At 44.4% G+C, this 19159-nt stretch carries 17 protein-coding genes, 1 tRNA gene, 1 rRNA gene and 1 pseudogene (1 of these 20 running past the window's edge); 2 read left to right on the forward strand and 18 right to left on the reverse strand.

Features of this window, described 5'->3' with window-relative positions:
• From AC04Q6_RS16580 to fba, 10 genes are all read right to left on the reverse strand, one after another.
• Positions 1–315, reverse strand: a 16S ribosomal RNA gene (locus AC04Q6_RS16580); it reaches 1215 nt to the left of the window's first position.
• Positions 316–1679: 1364 nt separating this feature from the next.
• A complete protein-coding gene (locus AC04Q6_RS16585) occupies positions 1680–1955 on the reverse strand; it encodes a metal-sensing transcriptional repressor (protein WP_021976163.1) in 276 nt (91 codons plus the stop codon).
• A gap of 146 nt (positions 1956–2101) precedes the next feature.
• Positions 2102–3805, reverse strand: a complete 1704-nt coding sequence (locus tag AC04Q6_RS16590; protein WP_118071037.1) for an extracellular solute-binding protein — start codon at positions 3803–3805, stop codon at positions 2102–2104.
• Positions 3795–5498 carry a sensor histidine kinase gene (locus tag AC04Q6_RS16595; protein ID WP_118071038.1) on the reverse strand — a complete coding sequence of 568 codons (1704 nt, stop codon included), beginning with the start codon at positions 5496–5498 and terminating at the stop codon, positions 3795–3797. Before AC04Q6_RS16595 ends, AC04Q6_RS16590 begins: the two co-directional genes overlap by 11 nt.
• Positions 5473–6834: a helix-turn-helix domain-containing protein gene (locus tag AC04Q6_RS16600; RefSeq protein ID WP_476389781.1), complete on the reverse strand. Its 1362-nt coding sequence runs from the start codon at positions 6832–6834 to the stop codon at positions 5473–5475. Before AC04Q6_RS16600 ends, AC04Q6_RS16595 begins: the two co-directional genes overlap by 26 nt.
• A complete protein-coding gene (locus AC04Q6_RS16605; RefSeq protein WP_476389782.1) occupies positions 6717–7013 on the reverse strand; it encodes a response regulator in 297 nt (98 codons plus the stop codon). Before AC04Q6_RS16605 ends, AC04Q6_RS16600 begins: the two co-directional genes overlap by 118 nt.
• An 89-nt stretch (positions 7014–7102) precedes the next feature.
• On the reverse strand, positions 7103–7939 hold the full coding sequence (locus AC04Q6_RS16610) for a carbohydrate ABC transporter permease (protein WP_021650827.1): 837 nt from the start codon (positions 7937–7939) through the stop codon (positions 7103–7105).
• Entirely contained in the window at positions 7939–8820 is an 882-nt protein-coding gene (locus AC04Q6_RS16615; RefSeq protein WP_476389783.1) for an ABC transporter permease subunit, read from the reverse strand. Before AC04Q6_RS16615 ends, AC04Q6_RS16610 begins: the two co-directional genes overlap by 1 nt.
• A gap of 88 nt (positions 8821–8908) precedes the next feature.
• A complete protein-coding gene (locus AC04Q6_RS16620) occupies positions 8909–10237 on the reverse strand; it encodes an ABC transporter substrate-binding protein (RefSeq protein WP_118071040.1) in 1329 nt (442 codons plus the stop codon).
• 276 nt (positions 10238–10513) lie between these two features.
• Positions 10514–11377, reverse strand: coding sequence for a class II fructose-1,6-bisphosphate aldolase (fba, locus tag AC04Q6_RS16625; RefSeq protein ID WP_118071041.1), 864 nt, complete (start codon positions 11375–11377; stop codon positions 10514–10516).
• A 195-nt stretch (positions 11378–11572) separates the two neighbouring features.
• Here fba and AC04Q6_RS16630 point away from each other — a divergent pair.
• Positions 11573–11654: transfer RNA gene (locus AC04Q6_RS16630), tRNA-Tyr, on the forward strand.
• A gap of 654 nt (positions 11655–12308) precedes the next feature.
• Here the strand turns inward: AC04Q6_RS16630 and AC04Q6_RS16635 are convergent.
• From AC04Q6_RS16635 to AC04Q6_RS16650, 4 genes are all read right to left on the reverse strand, one after another.
• Entirely contained in the window at positions 12309–13274 is a 966-nt protein-coding gene (locus tag AC04Q6_RS16635; protein ID WP_021976159.1) for a D-2-hydroxyacid dehydrogenase, read from the reverse strand.
• A gap of 104 nt (positions 13275–13378) precedes the next feature.
• Positions 13379–14329, reverse strand: a complete 951-nt coding sequence (locus tag AC04Q6_RS16640; RefSeq protein WP_021976158.1) for a 5-oxoprolinase subunit C family protein — start codon at positions 14327–14329, stop codon at positions 13379–13381.
• A gap of 16 nt (positions 14330–14345) precedes the next feature.
• Positions 14346–15074, reverse strand: coding sequence for a 5-oxoprolinase subunit PxpB (pxpB, locus tag AC04Q6_RS16645; RefSeq protein WP_021976157.1), 729 nt, complete (start codon positions 15072–15074; stop codon positions 14346–14348).
• A gap of 82 nt (positions 15075–15156) precedes the next feature.
• The gene (locus tag AC04Q6_RS16650; protein WP_021976156.1) at positions 15157–15840 is read right to left on the reverse strand and encodes an RraA family protein; all 684 of its coding nucleotides are present in this window, start codon (positions 15838–15840) and stop codon (positions 15157–15159) included.
• A gap of 166 nt (positions 15841–16006) precedes the next feature.
• On the opposite strand from AC04Q6_RS16650, the gene AC04Q6_RS16655 reads away from it, so the two are divergent.
• Positions 16007–16930 (forward strand): LysR family transcriptional regulator, encoded by a 924-nt coding sequence (locus AC04Q6_RS16655; protein ID WP_118062160.1) that lies wholly within the window; start codon positions 16007–16009, stop codon positions 16928–16930.
• 274 nt (positions 16931–17204) lie between these two features.
• On the opposite strand, the gene AC04Q6_RS16660 is transcribed toward AC04Q6_RS16655, so the two are convergent.
• From AC04Q6_RS16660 to AC04Q6_RS16675, 4 genes and pseudogenes are all read right to left on the reverse strand, one after another.
• Entirely contained in the window at positions 17205–17384 is a 180-nt protein-coding gene (locus tag AC04Q6_RS16660; protein ID WP_442859961.1) for a tyrosine-type recombinase/integrase, read from the reverse strand.
• The gene (locus AC04Q6_RS16665; RefSeq protein WP_476389784.1) at positions 17341–17907 is read right to left on the reverse strand and encodes an IS630 family transposase; all 567 of its coding nucleotides are present in this window, start codon (positions 17905–17907) and stop codon (positions 17341–17343) included. Before AC04Q6_RS16665 ends, AC04Q6_RS16660 begins: the two co-directional genes overlap by 44 nt.
• 13 nt (positions 17908–17920) lie before the next feature.
• A pseudogene (locus AC04Q6_RS16670) lies at positions 17921–18195 on the reverse strand (TIGR01457 family HAD-type hydrolase); the annotation flags it as partial.
• 161 nt (positions 18196–18356) lie between these two features.
• Entirely contained in the window at positions 18357–19157 is an 801-nt protein-coding gene (locus AC04Q6_RS16675) for a helix-turn-helix transcriptional regulator (protein WP_119247974.1), read from the reverse strand.
• Positions 19158–19159: the final 2 nt, after the last annotated feature.

The following is a 19159-nucleotide window of genomic DNA, read 5'->3' on the forward strand; positions in this document are numbered from 1 at the left end:
CCTCTCAGGCCGGCTATGGATCGTCGCCTTGGTGGGCCGTTACCCCACCAACAAGCTAATCCAACGCGGGTCCATCTTATACCACCGGAGTTTTTCACACCGGACCATGCGGTCCTGTGCGCTTATGCGGTATTAGCAGTCATTTCTGACTGTTATCCCCCTGTACAAGGCAGGTTACCCACGCGTTACTCACCCGTCCGCCACTAGGATTAAGCCAAATCTGCCGAAGCTTCAATGAAATAATCCCCGTTCGACTTGCATGTGTTAAGCACGCCGCCAGCGTTCATCCTGAGCCAGGATCAAACTCTCTGATAAAATGTGTCAGCAATCCAGTGATGCTCGCATCAACTTGATTGCGGTTCACACTGATTAAGCCAGAGGCTTAAGAAGTGTTTGATTCGATCACTCAAGACAACCGTTTGGCTATCTCTCGTTTTTACTGCTTTTGGTTTGTTTAAACCGTTCTTTAAATGTAAAGAAATTTTCGAGAATCGTATGTGTTTCACTGTTTAGTTATCAAGGTTTTTTCGTTCTGTCTCTCAGGCAGCTCGTTTATTTTATCTCATCTCTTTTTGTTTGTCAAGTACTTTTTTCAAGTTTTTTCAAACATTTTTGAGTTAAGATTTTGTTGTCGTTTTGTTGACGACTTGGATACTTTATCATATCTTCTGTCTTTTGTCAACTGTGAATTTCATTTTTCTGAAATCTTTTTTAATTGTTTGCTTTTCAAAAACAATTATTTGCGACAGCTCAGTTATAATACCACTGGGAGTTATGCTTGTCAACCATAAAATTCAAATTTTTTTGGATTTTTTGGAAGTTTATCTTAAAGATGCAATTTTTCTTCTTCCATTCGCTGGTGGCGCTACGGCGGTCGCATTTTCAATGCGGTAAGTGCGAGGGAAGGCGATCTCAAAGTTCCGAAGCCCGAACGCCCTCCCTCGCGCTCCCACCCCGTTGGGCACGGAAAGGAGTGTTACATCTTTGATGTGTAACACGGTTGACTTTTGTCTGTATGCTGCGGTATTCAGAGTGGGACGCTGTGCCGATCTGGGTTCCTGGGTTCTTCGGCACTTATAGTGGAATGGTATACTGAGCTGGTTTCCGAATTCTTCAATATTTACAGTGGAACGTTATACTAATCTGGTTTCCAAACTCTTCAATATTTATAATGAGTCGTTATTCCAATCCTTCTTCTGGTCTCTTCGGTATCTGCGCTGAGACGCTACGCCGATACAGCTGCCCTTTCACAATCCCAGGACAGGACGCCCTGCGTCCGCTTCCGTCCCCTGCCCGGGTTTTATCTTTTTTCCTGCCGGCTGGAAGTGTCAGCCAGAGGGAGAGGATATCGGTTCGGGCTGTTGCGGAGGAGGGGTGATACAACTTAGGTCCCGGGAGAGGGCGTTATTGCGGCAGGGTCGGCTGTTTGAGCCAGCGGCGAGTTCTGGCCCTGCCGCAATGGTTTTAGCCATCTCACGGAACCTTAGTTGTATCCCCCGACGGAGTCCTTGCCCGGGCCGATATCCTCTCCCTCTGGCGTCCGCCTTTCTCTCCACCTTCCGGAACCTTAGCAGTTCCCCCGACAGCGTCCCTCCAGCCACAAAAAAAGCAGGAAGCTCCGCACACTCCCTGCAAACTCTCACACAACCAAAAGCCCTACACCCCAGCAAAAAAATCCCCTACTTCATATTCGCAAACCTCTCCACAGCCTTAGTAAAATTCTCAATCGTCTTATCCGCATCCCCATGCTCAATACCATCTCTCACACAATGCTGGATATGCCCCTCAAGCACAACCTGTCCAACCTTATGCAAAGCCGACTTCGCCGCATTGATCTGAGATAAAATATCCTCACACGGAATATCCTCATCCACCATTCGATCAATTGCCTGAACCTGACCAACAATCTTCTTAAGTCTCCTGTGAATATTTTCCGAGTCCATACACTGCTTCATATTATTACCTCCAATATCAAAAGTCACAGTCAACAGACATCCGCGCATCCACACCACTGACTGTCCCTGTCACTTTTATATTAAAGACCCCGCAACACCTTGTCAAGTTTTTCACCACACCTCACAAAAAGCATCTGTACACCATCTCATTTCTCACAAATCATAATTCCTTTCCTCACCCGTTCCGTAAGACTGTCCCCACCCTTACGATACCATTCCTCCACAAAAGAATCAAAAGAACTCACCGGCTTTTTCCCCATAATAATCTGAATAAAAGCCTTCTTCTCCAATGAACGCAACGTCTGAGGAATCTCCCCGTCACCATCCCCAAGATACTTTTTCTCCGGAGCATGATAATTCGCATCCACCAGAAGCCCAACCGCTGAAATCCTGGACTTATACGCAGCCCAGGCCTCCACCGAAGGCACCTCTGCACCAAGATACTCCCTGCAGGCATCAAAATAAGAAACCTCAATGGCACTGAGATCCTCTCTCGTCTTTGCATCACCAGGACTGTAAAGCGCCTCCCGGATATGCCTCGTCACCATATAAGTAGCCTCATTATAATCCACATTGATCATCAGCGGACGCGCTGTAGGATCCACGTTCAGGGCAAAATAACTGTTCACCTCATCCGCATCCTCCGCTTCATACCTGGAATAATCAAACAGCACGCTCAGGATCTTCATCACGATCTCCGGATGTTCATATCCCTTACGTACAACCACATACTTACTGTCCCAGAACGTAGAATACACTTCCACCGTCCGTTTTGCATCTGCAGTCAGATAATACGGTTCCCAGTCAGTCTCTTTATTCTTCCTATACTCATCCATAAGCGGATTATTGGGAGTCCACCAGAGGCCAAAAAACGCCCCGCACTTTCCATTCACCACAAGATCCCGGATGTTATTCTGTGCACGCAGTGCAAAATCCGGATCCAGGATCCCCTGCTTATAAAGCTCTCTTAAATACCCCAGAGCCTCTTTTGTCTCCTCCGTCAGTGATCCATAGACAATTTCTCCATCTGCATTTTTGATCCACTGCTGGGGATACGCACCGAACATTTCAAACACAGAGTCCACCGAATAACTGGTACTGACCGTACCCACAAGACCCGGATCACAGACAAGGCCCACAGGATCTTCGCCCTCTTCTGCCCCCATCCGGTTCTCCTGAAACGCACGGATCACAGAAAGCGCCTCGTCCAGGGTCTTCGGCTCTTTCACTCCCAATTGTTCCATCCAGTCACGCCTCAGCCACAAAAGCTGCGATCCGTCATCAATCGCAGTCTCCGGAAGCGCAAACAGCTTCCCGTCAAATGTTCCAGATGCCAGAAGCTCTTTTCCATAACTTTCATACATCTCCTGTATCTTATCGGAAGCACAGCTTTTGTATACTTCCGTCAGATCTTCGATCAGATCATTTTCAACCAGTTCTTCCAGAGTCTCCCTGTCCGATACCAGAAAAATATCCGGAAGATTCCGGTCTTTGACCAGGATATTCAGAGCTTCGTCGTACCGCTCCTCGCTCTCCATAAAAATATTCTTATTCTGAACATTCAATGTCTTTTTCAGATACCGGGTATAAGCATTATCTTCATAAGTCTGCCCTTCCGGGAGATTGGAATTATTGGTTCCCTTCATCTGTCCCAGTGTATAGGTTACAAGCTCCGGATATTTCCCCAGAGGCGAAGTTTCCGCTATATCCCAATTCTCACGGTCTTTTACAGATGAAACATCTCCGTCTGTTTTTTTCGTTCCCCCGGTCCCAAAAGAACACCCCGCCAGAAGTGTCAAGATCAGTATCGCACTAAAAAACAGCAACGTTTTTCTCGGACTACGTCTCATCTTTTTTCACCTCTTTCGGAATCCTCATATCCACTCTTGTTCCCTGCCCTACTTTGCTCAGGATCCGGATGGCATAATCCTCTCCATATAAAATACACATACGGTCATTGACATTTTTAAGACCATAGCCTTTTGCCTGATAGGTGATCAGTTTCTCTGCCTGCTCCTGTTCCATGCCCATTCCGTTATCTTCCACACGGATCACCACATCGCCCGCTTCTTCAAAGAAAGAAAGCCTCAGGATCTTTTCTCCTTCTTCCTTCACGTCCAGCCCATGTTCCAGCGCATTCTCAACGATAGGCTGCAAGGCAAGCTTCGGAACCAGTTCCTGCTGCACAGACGGATCAACGCTCCACTCCACTTTAAAATCATTGTCGTGCATGATCAGCTGGATTTCCAGATACGCCTCGATATTCCGGATACAGTTTTCCACAGTCACCATATCCGCCCCTTTACTCAATGCAGTCCGATAAAACGTAGACAATGCCAGGGTCACACGGCTGATCTCCTTTTGTCGGCTTTTAATTGCCATCCAGTTTATAATAGAAAGAGAATTATAAAGAAAATGCGGATTGATCTGAGCAGTCAGGGCTTTCAGCTCAAATTCTTTCAAAGCAATCTTGTTTTCATAAACCTCTTCGATCAGACGATTGATCTCATCCATCATATGCCGGAAACTTCTTACCAGCTGTCCCACTTCATCTCTGGAATCACTGTAAACTGTAACTTCACGGCTTCCCTGATTCACCTGTTCCATATTTCTGGTAAGCTGCTCGATCTTTCTGGTGAACAATGTGGAAAACGTCATTCCCAGTACGATAATGATCACAACACAAAATCCGATCAGCGGAATCTCACTGATCAGCACTTTGGAAACCGAACTCTCGATCACTGCTGGCGGCTTGTAAAAATAATATGTCCACCTTGTCTCATGGCCGCTGCTGCTGACATAGGTATATTCTTCCCGCAGACGGTCCAGCATTTTTCCGGTTTCTTTCTGTGCGGAAATATCACTGGCTGCAAGGTTTTCTCCATGATAAACGATATTTTGGCGGTTATCTACCACAAGGCCGCCGGAATTCCGTTCAATAATATTGGCAAGAGGACGGAATACTTTTCCATAATCCAGCGTAATACAGAGAACAGCTTCCCGCGTCTTCCCATCGTAAATTTCCCGGACTGCTGCGATCTGGCGGTTGTCCCGGTCCACGATCCACTGAACTGTCACACTGTCATCCAGTTTGTCACTCCACCATTCCCCCTCTACTTCCGAGAGCGGAGCCAGGGTATATTCATGACGCACGGGAATGCTTTCCGCAAAAAGCTGAATCCCAAGAATCGCTTCGTGATAGGATTTTGGCACTGTAAGCAGCGGATCCACCACTTCCGTATACTGTTCATAGGCAGTATAACGGTCCATGTCTTTATTCTGGATCACCTCCTGGATCTCCGGGGAATAAGTAAGATAATTCAGAAGACTGGCATAAATCTCAATCTGCCCGTCAATATTTTCCCGGGTCTGTTCCAGAATGGAATACATATCTTCCATCTCATTCTTCCGGACAAGACTGCTCATACGGCTGTGGCTGTAAAGCGCAAGAACAGTCATCGGTACCAGAGAAACCACTACAAGAAGAATGGTCAGCTTGTACCGGTATTTCATATCGTTATACTTCTTCAGAAGCCTCTTCATCCTCATTGTTTCCTTTCCTGTAGGATTCCGGGCTGCTTCCGTAATATTCCCGGAAGCTCCGGCAGAAATACGAAGAATTGGCAAATCCTACCTTCTCGCTGACCATGGCTACCTTCATATTGGTAGTGCAGAGAAGTTCCTTGGCTTTTTCCATGCGGAACACACGGATAAAACGGTTCAGGTTCATTCCGGTTTCTTTTTTGAAAATAAAGCTGAGATAGCCCGAAGAAAGATATACTTTTTCCGCCAGGGTTTCCAGATTGAGATCTTCCGCATAGTGATTGTAGATATAATTTTTCACTGCTGCCACCTCATCTCTTGATTCGCTCATGGAACGCTCCAGAAACGCTTCGTACTGGCGGATATTTTTCTCCGTAACTTCAATGATCTCCTGAATGGTCGAACAGCCATACAGATGATCCACTTCCAGATCCAGCCTGTGCTCTCCCGCAAAACGGTTCTCCTGAAACAGTTCCCGTATTACATTGGAAAAAACAAATTTCACATACATGGCAGAAAACTGGGTGTTGGACTGATATTTGGATGCCAGGCTGTGAAAATGGCTCCACAGCTGTTTCACATCTTTTCTGGAAATATCTTCTGAAATTTTTTCCATCAGTCTGGAATCCTGTTCTTCCTCTCCGGTATTTTTTTCCTCTTCTTCCTCGCTGGTGTAAATATGGATGTCCGGATGATAAAATTTCTCTTCCATCTGCTGCTCCAGCTGTTCCATGATCCCCGGCAGTTCCCGGTATCCGTCAAAACGCCGGCTTACAGCCAGGTGAAAACGGGCAGGATGAAGGCGTTTCAGAAGACTGTAGACATTTTTTGCCACAAGGGTATAATCGCAGTACACATCTTTAAAAAGAAGCAGGGACTGACGGCCATTGAGATTCAGATAGAAAAAAGACCGGCGAAGTTCTGCCTGGATCTCAAGAGGCACCTCATCACTGGCAGAATCAAAAAAAGATTCATCGGATTCAATAAGGATTGCACAGTGCCACTGCTCCCAGATGGCAAAATCCACAATCCCTTCCGCTTCTTTCAGACGTTCCCGGTCACCAGAATAAAGATAACTCTGAAGAAAATACTGTTGAAGAAAACTTTTTTCTTTTATGGACTGCTGCTCTTTATTTTTCCGTGATGCGATCTCTTTCTGAATTTTCTGTATGGTGTCATGAAAGCGGTCCGGATCCACCGGTTTCAGCACGTAATCGGTCACACCATAACGGATCGCCTCCTGGGCAAAAGCAAAATCTCCATAACCGCTGAAAATGATAATTTCCAGATCCGGATATTCCTCCCTTGCTTTTTTTGAAAGCTCCAGACCATCCATATGGGGCATTTCTTGATATCTGTCAGCATCAGATCTACAGGATGCTTTCTCAATTCATTTAATGCCAGCTTGCCATTGGCTGCCTCATAAATTTCCCATTCACCTTCTTCCATGGACAGAAGAAATCGGATTCCCTCCCGTTCCAGTTTTTCGTCATCTACCACCAAAACTCTGTACATTCCCCACCTCGCCAAATATGGCCTGATCCACGTAAAGACACGCAGATCAGGCCGTTTTTCTTTCATTTTAACATTATTCAACTGATTTGTCAGCCCTTAACCGCTCCTGCAACCACACCTTCAATGATGTATTTCTGGCATGCAAGATAAAAGGCAATGATCGGAATGATGGAAAGTACCAGAACACCCATCATTGCTCCCATATCAATGGTTCCGTAACCACCTTTCAGGTACTGGATGGCAATGGAAATAGTCTTGTATTTCTTGATATCAAGTACCAGATACGGAAGAAGATAATCGTTCCAGATCCACATGGTTTCCAGGATCGCAACCGTTACACAGGTCGGTTTCATAACCGGAAGAACTACTTTAAAAAATGTCTGGATCGGGGTACAGCCATCGATCATGGCAGCTTCCTCGATCTCGATCGGAATGGATTTTACAAAACCGCTGAACATAAATACCGCAAGTCCTGCTCCATATCCAAGATAAATGATGATCAGTCCCCACGGAGTATTCAGCTTCAGAATGTTTGCGATCTTGGAAAGAGTAAACATTACCATCTGGAATGGTACGACCATGGAAAACAGACACAGCATGTACATGGTTTTTGTCAGCGTGTTGGTAACACGGTTGATGTACCAGGCACACATGGAGGTACAGAGCAGAATTACCGCAACCGAAAATACTGTGATAAATAATGTCCATCCAAATGCCTGGAAAAATCCAGTTTTTGTAAGACCATTTACATAGTTTTCCAGACCTACGAACATTTTATCCGTCGGGATTGCAAAAGGATAACGGCTGATGTATGCTTTTTTCTTAAAAGAATTGATCAAAACCAGAAGGATCGGAAAAATATAAGCAACAGATACCACACTCAGGATCGCAGTCCACAGACCGCTGAATTTTACTTTTTTATTCATTACTGCTGTACCTCCTTACTTCTTGTGAGACGATTCTGGATCATGGCAATTGCTCCAACCAGGATAAAGAAGATCACGGCCTTCGCCTGTCCTACACCTTCCCATCCGGTACGTCCATAGAAGGTATTGTAAATATTCAGTGCAAGCATTTCTGACATATTGGAAGGCTCACCATTTGTAAGAGCAAGGTTCTGGTCAAAAAGCTTGAAGGAGTTGGTAAGTGTCAGGAAAGTACAGATGGTGATGGACGGCATGACCATAGGAATGATCACATTTTTCAGAAGCTGTCCTTTGTTTGCACCATCGATCTGTGCAGCCTCGATCAGCTCACCCGGGATATTCTGGATACCTGCAATGTAAATGATCATCATATATCCGATCTGCTGCCAGCACATCAGGATCACAAGGCCCCAGAATCCGTAAACAGAAGAATATGTAAGTGTTTTATTGATCTGAAGAAGCAGACCGTTTAACAGAAGCTGCCATACATAACCAAGGATGATACCACCGATCAGGTTTGGCATAAAAAATACGGTACGGAATATATTGGTTCCTTTGATCTTCTTGGTCAGAAGCAACGCAACTGCAAAACCGATCACATTGATCAGAACTACTGATACAACCGTAAATGCGGTGGTGTACCATAATGCATGTCCAAAGGTTCCATCCTCAGTAAAAATCTTCACATAGTTCTGTAATCCCACGAATTTTGCATCCGTTACTGTGGTAAATTTACAGAAGGAAAGATACACGCCCATGATAAAGGGAACGATAAATCCAATGGTAAATGCCAGCAGGGTAGGCAGGACAAAAACCGGAAAATACTTTTTCATCATCTTATTCTGGCATGTTTTCTCTCTTCCTTTCTCCTGAGGATGCATCCTTCCCTACTTTACGCATCCTCCCTTCATTGAAAGAGGCAGGCGGAAACCGCCCACCCCTTCGTGATCACGTTTCAGTTATACCTTATCAGCCTTCATTTGCTGCTTTGTACTCTTTTGCCCATCCGTCAACAAATGCAGTTTTCACAGCATCCCACTCGCCGGTACCCTGTGCATACTCAAGCATTGCACTGCCGACCTGGTTTTTCCACTCTTCAGAAGGCATGGTTGTAAAGTTCCATGAAACCGGAGTTTTACCAGCTTTTACATATTCGTCGGCTGCTTTTACAAGCGGATTTGTGGACTCATAATTCTCATCAAAGGTCTTGAATGGTGTTGTAAATCCCATTTCCTGGCTTATAGATTCTCTTCCTTCATCACTTGTGATAACCCAGCTGAGGAAATCAAGAGTTGCCTGGATATCCTTCTCATCTGCTTTTTTGTTTACGCACCAGTAGTTCTCACTGCCTGTGCAAAGTCCCTGGTCCTCTTCACCATCTACACCAATATAGATTGGAAGCATTCCCATATCCTCGTCTGCTACTTCGTTATCTTTGATGTTATCATAAGCCCAGGTTCCATTCTGATAGAACACAGCCTCTCCAAGACCAAATTCAGCATTTGCATCATCGATAGTCTTGCTGGAAAGAAGGCTTGGCTCACAGGTAGAATCTGTAATATAAAGGTCAAACAGGTTCTTGAAGTTGTCAAGATAGGTCCCTTTGATCGCATCTGTGGATGTGATTCCGTCTTCTTTGTACTCATAATAGATTGGAAGGTTTGCAAGGTGTGTCTTGAAGCGCCAGTCACTGGAAGAATCAAAGCCTGCGGAAGTAAATGCACCGTCAACTCCAAGGTCATCTTTCTTAGCCTGGATATCATCTGCAACCTTCTTTAATGTCTCAAAATTGTTGATCTCATCTGCAGACTTGATCACAGCGCCATCCATCTCACAATATTTCTTAAGAAGCGCTTTGTTGTAAATAATTCCATATGTTTCAATTACATATGCGATACCGTCAACTGCACCGCTGTCATCCTTCAGTACAAAATCATCGCTTTCTACATTTTTGTAAACATCGCTGTCCTTCAGGTCATAGCAATAATCCTTCCAGGATGCAAGTCCAACCGGTCCGTTAACCTGGAACAGTGTCGGAACCTCATCCTTGGCCATCTCTGATTTCAGAGTAGACTCGTAAGTTCCGGAAGCAGCTGTAACAACGGTAACCGGTACACCAGTCTCATCGGTGTATTTCTTTGCCAGGTCTGACCACTGATCTGCCTGCTCCGGTTTAAAGTTCAGATAGTAAACAGAACCTTCACTGTCATCCCCCTTTGCCATAGCCGGAACTGCCGGGATCATGGTAGCTGCCATTAATGCTGCAAGACCAAATGCTGTTGCTTTTTTCATTCTCATAATCGTACCTCTCCTTTACCTTAAATGATATTCAACTTGTTCTGAAGATATGCTTAAAACGTCCCTTTTGCATATCTCTGACCGATAAGCTTCAAATCAGCTTCTCGATTAACTTGATGTTATTGTAAATCGAAGAGGTCATTTTCACTATATAAAAAAACCAAGAAACATGTTGATTTTTTTATATAGTGAAAATATTGACATTTTATCATGAAAAAAGAAGCCGGAACAGGCTTGCTCCCATTCCGGCTTCTTTCATATATTATTTTCGATTCATCATGCTTTATTGACAGATCCGAAAAGCTCCATTTTCTCTTTAACAGTAGCTTTGATTGCTTCTGCGCCAGGTGCAAGAAGCTTACGTGGGTCATATCCTTTACCCTGCAGGTCTTTACCCTCTTCAATGTATTTACGTGTAGCCTCTGCAAATGCAAGCTGGCACTCTGTATTAACATTGATCTTGGAAACACCAAGGCTGATTGCTTTCTTGATCATGTCTGCCGGGATACCTGTACCACCGTGAAGAACAAGCGGCATATCTCCTGTCAGCTGCTGAATAGCATCCAGAGTCTCAAAGCTTAAGCCTTTCCAGTTAGCCGGATATTTTCCGTGGATGTTACCGATACCAGCTGCAAGGAAGTTGATTCCAAGATCTGCAACCATCTTGCACTCCTTAGGATCAGCACACTCGCCCATACCAATAACACCGTCTTCCTCGCCGCCGATGGAACCAACCTCTGCCTCAAGAGACATGTTGTGCTCAGCAACGATCTTAACCAGCTCTTTAGTCTTAGCTACGTTCTCATCGATCGGATAATGAGATCCATCGAACATAATGGAAGAGAAACCAGCCTCAACACATTTCAGGCATCCTTCGTAGCTGCCGTGGTCAAGATGAAGAGCAACCGGAACAGTGATGTTCAGCTCCTCCATCATACCGTTAACCATACCTACAACAGTCTTATAACCTGTCATATATTTACCAGCACCCTCGGAAACACCAAGGATAACCGGAGAGTTGAGCTCCTGAGCTGTCTGAAGGATAGCTTTTGTCCACTCAAGGTTGTTGATGTTGAACTGACCAACTGCATAATGGCCTGCTTTTGCTTTTTTCAGCATTTCTGTTGCGTTTACTAACATGATAAAATCCTCCTAACCTGTATTAGGATACGGAAAAGAACCGTGTCCTTTATATCCAACCGTACTCATAATAGCAGATTTCTTTTGGTAAGTCCAGTGTTTTGCCAAAAATGCTGGTGTTGTGAGAATTTTATTTTTTTTGAGAAAAAGCTTGCAATTTTAAAAAATGTTATATATAATACACTTGTTGTTCACGGATGGATTCCCGAGTGGCCAAAGGGGGCAGACTGTAAATCTGTTGGCACCGCCTTCGAAGGTTCGAATCCTTCTCCATCCAGCGAATTTAGCTCTTATATCTTTGAGATGTAGGGGCTATTTTTTTGTGAAAAAGGAAACCGCAAAGGGGCACAAGGCCGCGCCCCTCTGCACACCCCTGGGCCTTTTTTAAGGAGTTCTTGGTTGTGGAGGACGGGAGGGTGTTGACTTTTGTCTGTATGCTTCGGTGTTGGACGTGGGACGCTGTGCCGAACTGGTTGCTGTATTCTTCGGTGTTGCATGTGAGGCGTTATGCCGATACAGCCACGTTTTCACAATTCAGGACAGGACGCAAACGTCCGCTTCCGTCCCTTGCGGTTGGAGTTTCAGCCGGGGATGTGGCATCGGTTCGGGCTGCTGTGGAGGAGGTGTGATACTGCTTGGGCTGCGGGAATCGGCGTTATTGTGCCAGGGGCTGCTGTTTGAGCCGAAGGCGAGTTCAGCCCCTGGCACAATGATTTTAGCCGATTCACGGAGCCTTAGCAGTATCCGCCGACGGAGCCCTGCCCGAACCGATGTCACATCCCCGGCGTACGTTCGTTCCACCATCCCAGCGTACGCTCCTTCCACCCTGCGCACACTCCTTCCATGCACAGAAAAAGACGGCCACCCCAAACCGAGACAGCCGCCTTTCCCTCACACATCATACATAGGAAATCGAAACATCGAAAAATACTTATTTATTAACTCTGTTAACTGTATTACCAGCCAGAAAAGCCTTGATATTATCAACCGTAATATCCATAATTCTCTGTCTGGAAGCCTGCGCAGCCCAGGAAATATGCGGAGTGATGATGCAGTTCTTAGCCTTAAGAAGCGGGTTATCCCCTTTGATCGGCTCAGTAGAAACAACATCAAGACCAGCAGCATAAACCTTGCCACTGTTCAGAGCATCCGCAAGATCCTGCTCAACAACCAGCTGACCACGGCTGTTGTTGATAAGGATAACACCATCCTTCATCTTCGCGATATTCTCTTTATTGATCATACCCTCTGTCTCCGGGAAAAGCGGGCAGTGAAGGAAGATCACATCAGACTGTGCAAACAGCTCGTCAAGAGAAACATACTCAGCAAGCTTTGCGCCAGCCTCACTCTGATAAGCATCATAAGCAAGAACCTTCATATCCAGCGCATTCAGAAGCTTGGCAGTAGCCTGTCCAATTCTACCAAGGCCAATGATACCGGCAGTCTTTCCATAAAGCTCGATCATCGGATAATCCCAGTAGCACCAGTCTGCATTATTTTCCCATTTACCAGCCTTAACAGTCTCATCATGATGACCATAGTGAGAACAGATCTCAAGAAGAAGGCCAAGAGCATACTGACCAACGATCTGGGTTCCGTAGGTAGGCACATTTACAACCGGAATGTCTTTTTCTTTTGCATAGTTGTAATCCACTACATTATAGCCGGTAGCCAGAACAGCGATCAGCTTGATATTCGGGCATTTGTCAATTGTCTCTTTGGAGATCGGAGTTTTATTGATGATAACGATCTCAGCGTCTCCGATACGCTCAGCGATCAGCGGGGATTCCTCATAGGAAGTTCTGTCATAAACAGTAACCTCTCCAAGCTCTTTTAATGCGTCCCAGCTTAAATCTCCAGGGTTCTCTGTGTAGCCATCCAATACAACAATCTTCATATTCGTACTCACCTTTCTTAAAAAAATTTTGTGGTATGTATGATTAATCTGTAAAGCGGATATTCGCAATCCGCTTTCGCTACTTGCTCATGAATTCAGATTGATCAGCAATCTGAATTCAGTCTTTCATCCAGAGCATTCAGCTCATTCAGCTCACGGATATACAGATCCTGGGCAAGATCCAGACTCACCTCAATAAAACGGATCTTCTGTCCAGGCCGGGCCTGGGCAATCTTTGCAAAATCCACCGTGATCACAGTACCGATCTTCGGATAGCCGCCTGTACTCTGACGGTCAGCCAGCATAATGATCGGCTGTCCGTTTAACGGAACCTGGATCGATCCCATGGAAATACCATCTGTATTGATGTTGCCATCACCAGCATGCTCTACCGGCTCTCTCTCAATACGGCATCCCATACGGTCAAACTCATTGGTAATAGTACCGCTGTACCAGAAAAACTTGCGGACGCCCTCTTCTGTAAACTCATTCTCCTGGGGTCCCAGAACCACACGGAGAACCACCTCATCAGAAGGATAAATTTCCGCCGGAACCTGACGAAGTTCCATATTCGGAAGCTCTGTCCTTGGTGCGGTAAACTCGATGGTGTCACCTTTTTCCAGCTTTCTTCCCTCAACACCACCAATGTGGTTACGAAGAAGTGTGGACTTGCTTCCCATCACAAGGGGAATATCCAGACCGCCTGCAAAAGCGATATATCCACGACTGCCGTTTCTGGCACCTGCAAACATCAGCTTCTGGCCTTTTTTTACAAGAACTGCCTTATACATCGGGAAAGGCTGTCCGTCCAGCATCGGTGTCAGATCTCCACCTGTCACCGCTATGATATTATCACTGGTAAAAGTAAGGGTTGGTCCGATAAAAGTCATCTCCAGAGCACCCTCTGTTTTTTTATTGCCTACCAGCAGATTGGCAATGTGGAAAGCACGCGGGTCCATGGCACCGGATGTGGAAACACCAAATGCCTGATTTCCGAATCTTCCCTCGTCCTGAACAGTGGTCAGGATCCCGCCGTTTTCAACTGTAATTCCCATATCATGACCTCCGTTCTCAATCCTGTGGCGTATAGGTTTTCACTTTATAGGTACCGTTTTCCACGTCTCTTCGGATCTGATCATACTCTGCTTTTGTGACAGGAACATGTTTTACCCAGTCACCGGCACGTACAAGGAACGGATCTTCCTTTGCAAAATTGCAGATATCAAGAGGTGTGCTTCCGATAATATTCCATCCACAAGGCTGCTCAAAAGGAATAAAATCAGACAGTGCCAGCTGAACTACGATGGATCTCGCCGGGATCTTCACTCGCGGAGAAGTTCTTCTCTTAAAGCTGAACGGCTCATCAAATCTGGCCATATACGGATGTCCCGGTGCAAAACCAAGCATATATACATAGTACTCATGCTGGGAATGCTTGCGGATGATCTCCTCCGTAGTGGTATTCTCAAGCTCTGCGCAATATTCCAGATCCGGTCCGGTCTCGCCGCCATAATAAACCGGGATCTCTTTTACTACCTTCTTCGTTGTTGTGGAAACTTCATGCATGTCCGCAATTCTCTTTTCCAGTTCTTCCACCAGTTTGGAATAACGGATCACCTCCGGGCGGTAATGTACGATCAGCGCACAGTAGGTAGGAACTGTTTCCACCATGCCTTCAATTGGAGATTCTTTTAATTTTTCATCCAGCGCACGTACCTTGGCATTTACCTCAAGACTGATCACGCTGCCGAATTCAACGGAAACTGCTCTGTCTCCTGCGATCAGGAACTTCACATCCATTCAGATATACCTCCGTTCTTTATTTGACAAAAAGGCCCGTCATACGTGGTGACAGACCTTCCTGCATGTATCTTTTATTCGGTTAGTCTACAAATTCAAATCCGACTTTTTTAAGAGCTTCATCAACCCATGGACGCGGCCACTCACCACGTGTCAGGATTCCCTCAAGCTGTTTTTCTTCGCCTGCATGATAGTTTCTTGCAATCTCAGCAAGCTCTGCTGTATGCTCATCTGGTTTGATTGCCAGAAGTCCATCAGAGTCTCCTACGATGATATCACCAGGATTGATCACGATTCCTGCGAAGGATACCGGGAAGTTCATCTCTCCCGGGCCGTTTTTGTATGGTCCGTTTGGTGTGATGCCTTTTGCATATACCGGGAAATCCATCTGGCTTAATGTGTAGCTGTCACGAACACATCCGTCGATGATGATTCCTGCGATTCCTCTGGATTTTGCATAATTGCTCATGATCTCACCACAAAGTGCTCTGCTCATGCTTCCCTTATTTGCAAGAACGATAACATCTCCTGGCTGAGCCATATCCAGAGCTTTGTGGAACAGAAGGTTATCTCCTGCCGGTGCGTTTACTGTAAATGCGGTTCCCAGAAGTCTTGCCTTCGGGTTCAGCGGATAAATGCTGGAATCTACAGCAGCGATTCTGCCACAGTTATCATCAATATTTGCAACCGGAATTCCACGGAATGCTTCTACTAATTCTTTTGACGGTCTTTCAAAGTTTCGTCTGATTCTACATCCTAATGACATATGAAAACCTCTCTTCTTTTGATTTTCTTTTTAAGTTGTATTTATCATATCATACAAGCTTACTATTGAATAACGAATAATTTCTCTGTATAATATAAATAATTTTTATATTGTTTTGAAATTCTCTTTATTTCCATAGATATACATAAGAAAAGGAGCTGATCATATGAATCTTGCTGAAATTGAAACATTTCTCACCATTGTTAACACAAAAAGCATCACGCGTACAGCGGATCTTCTTTTTCTTTCGCAGCCTACTGTCAGCCACCGGCTTACTTCCCTCGAAAATGAACTTGGTTTTCCCCTTGTGATCCGCCAGAAAGGCCATAAACAGGTGGAACTTACTGCCAAGGGAACTGATTTTATCATCCTTGCGGAACGCTGGATGTCTCTCTGGAAAGAAACCATGGAACTGCAGCGCAACCAGGATTCCCTGCTGCTTACCATCGGCTGTACAGACAGTCTGAATGTTGCTGTCTTCGCACCTCTGTATGACAGGATCTTAAATGAACAGACCAAGCTGGACCTGAACATTGAATCCCACCACTCATCAGAGCTCTACGGACTTCTTGGAGAACACAGCATTGATATCGGATTTGTCTACCACAAATTACATTACAAGAATATCATAACAGAGAAAATCTTTGAAGAAAAGCTTTATCTGATACAATCAGATCAGCCAGCCATTTCTGCTCCGGCAATACATACTGATGAGCTGGATCCATCCCTGGAGCTGTTTTTAAGCTGGGACGACAATTATCAGATATGGCATGACCGCTGGCTTTCCTCCGCATCCAGACCTCACATTGCAGCAGATACCATCACACTTTTGGACCGTCTCTGGAAAAAGCCGGGAAACTGGATGGTCGCACCACAGTCTGTGATCCTGGAGCTTTCTCATTACCGGCCTCTTTTTATCAGTGAGCTGAAAAACACGCCGCCAAACCGTGTTTGCTATAAAATCAAACATAAATATCCAAAATCCACCAGTAAACGAGCTGTGGAATTCTTCGAAAATGCACTGGAAGACTTCCTCGCAGAATCCACTCCTTCTTTCCCGATCGGTCAGGTATGGGAACGTCAGAAATAAAAAAACGGCAAGCATAAGCCTGTCACAGGAACATTCTCTGCTTTACCGTTTCTTCTTATATTATATACCAGGATGATTCATCCACCGCTTTTCGCCACAAAAAGCAACAACGGGCCTCGACTTGTTTCATCATATATCAAGAACCCTTTGTTTACAAGGATTTTCAGCATTTCCATACAAAACAATATTTCGTCTGATTGCGTCTATTTTCTTTTATTTGTCACAAAAATTGTCATAAAAGAGCCACGCCCAATAAAGGGAATGGCTCTGATTATTACATTACATTTTCAAGCTTTTTCATTTCATTCTGTACTCTTGCAGCATCTACGTGATTGTATATGTTCATTGTAATGCTTATGTCACTATGTCCCATGATCATTTGTAAAACTTTGATATCTATAGCTATCCTCTTAATTAACGCAAATTCCAGATGCGCGGAACCACCCTTTGCAATCGTTCGTACTTATTGTTTTTAAGGCCGCTTTTACAGCCTCAGGTAGTTCAGCAGCAACACGGACTTTCCTCTTTCTGAGAAAGGATTTCATTTTTGACCACATTTTTTCAATAGGGTTCAAATCTGGACTGTATGGTGGCAAATATAGATAGGAGATCCCTGCCTTGTCTAAAAGTTCCGTCACTATTTTGGCATGATGAGAACGCATGTTATCCATGATTACAACATCGTCTTTCTCAAGGCTCGGTATCAATTGTTTTCCCATATATTCACGAAATCGCTGTGCAGTTGTTCCACCTTGGTATGTCGTATATACCAGACTGCCGTTAAGCCGGATGGATGACAAAACAGTTGTTCCGGCAGGCGTGTTGATCGGAGTAGCATCCATGGCACGTTTCCCATGTACTGCATGTGCATAGTGTCTTGTGAGGTTTGTATTAATACCGCTTTCATCGAGATATATTTGATGTTCTGCATTTGCACCAGATACAGTTTCTATCCATTGACTGCGTTTTCTCTGCACATCGGGGACGCTTCTGTTCTTTTAAAAATGCGGCTGTTGCCAATGCACTGGTATAAAAATGTTCTTCTGGCACATCAAGTCCCATCCTAGCCAGTTTCTGATTTAATTCTCGTGGTGTATATCCACTATTATTTGTCAAAAACAAATATTCTTTCTTTTCATCATGCAACCACTGGATGAATTCTGGAACACCTGGCAATATCTGATTGCCATGATAGATCACACCATCCATATCATAGATGAATCCTTTTTTTCATTAAAATCGATTATGGATTTTATCATGTTCATATGCGCCCTGCCTTTCTTGTTTCTTTAGAATACACCTTACTCTTTTCATAATAAAATAAAGCGCTATTTTCTACAAATATTTTTATATTATATCATCCACACATAAAATCAAATACATAGTACTGTGAAATCAAAGTAAATATTTCTATCAACAGAACCTTTTATGACAACATCTCTTTCACACAAATACTCCGATAATCACTCGGTGATATTTTATATCTTTCTTTAAATACTCGGTTAAATGTTCTCTGACTTTCAAATCCACTATCCAGACAAATGTTTGTAATAGAATCACTCGTATTTTCCAAACGATGGCATGCATAGTTCAGCCTTGCATCGTTAAGATATTGATTAAAGTTTCTATGGAATGTCTTGGAAAAGAGTCTGGATAAAACATATTTGCTCACGCCCAGGTCTTTTGCCATCTCTTCCAACGAAAACTTCTTCTTGAAATTTGCTGATATATAGGAAACTGTCTGGTAAATAAGATCGTTGCTCCCCACACTGCTCTTTTCTACCAAATTTAATTTTCCTATGCAGCGTGCCAACACAATTTGAAGATATGCCTGTGCAACAGTAATATCCGACTGTTCTGTCTCTAAAATTGCATTTATAACCCTATATACCTCCGGTTCAACCTTTTCCGCTTTGATGATTGGGTATTCAGGAGCCATGGATTGCATGATATCTGCAAATTTGGCTATCGTAAATGGCGATGCAATCAGATAAGTCGCTTTATTTACACCGGGTGTCAGTACCTGATAGTGATGAATAACATCTGGAAATACAAAGCCTATATCTCCTTTTTCCATATGGTATAGTTCCTGTCCGACACCAAGTTCTAATGCTCCACTTGTTACACAAACGATCTCCAGTGCATTATGAAGATGTGGTTCAATATGTTTTGACTTCCTATTTATTGCTATGATCTCCTCTTTTGTGTCGACATATTTTAACTGCATGA

The organism is Blautia sp. HA9023 (genome assembly GCF_056504095.1).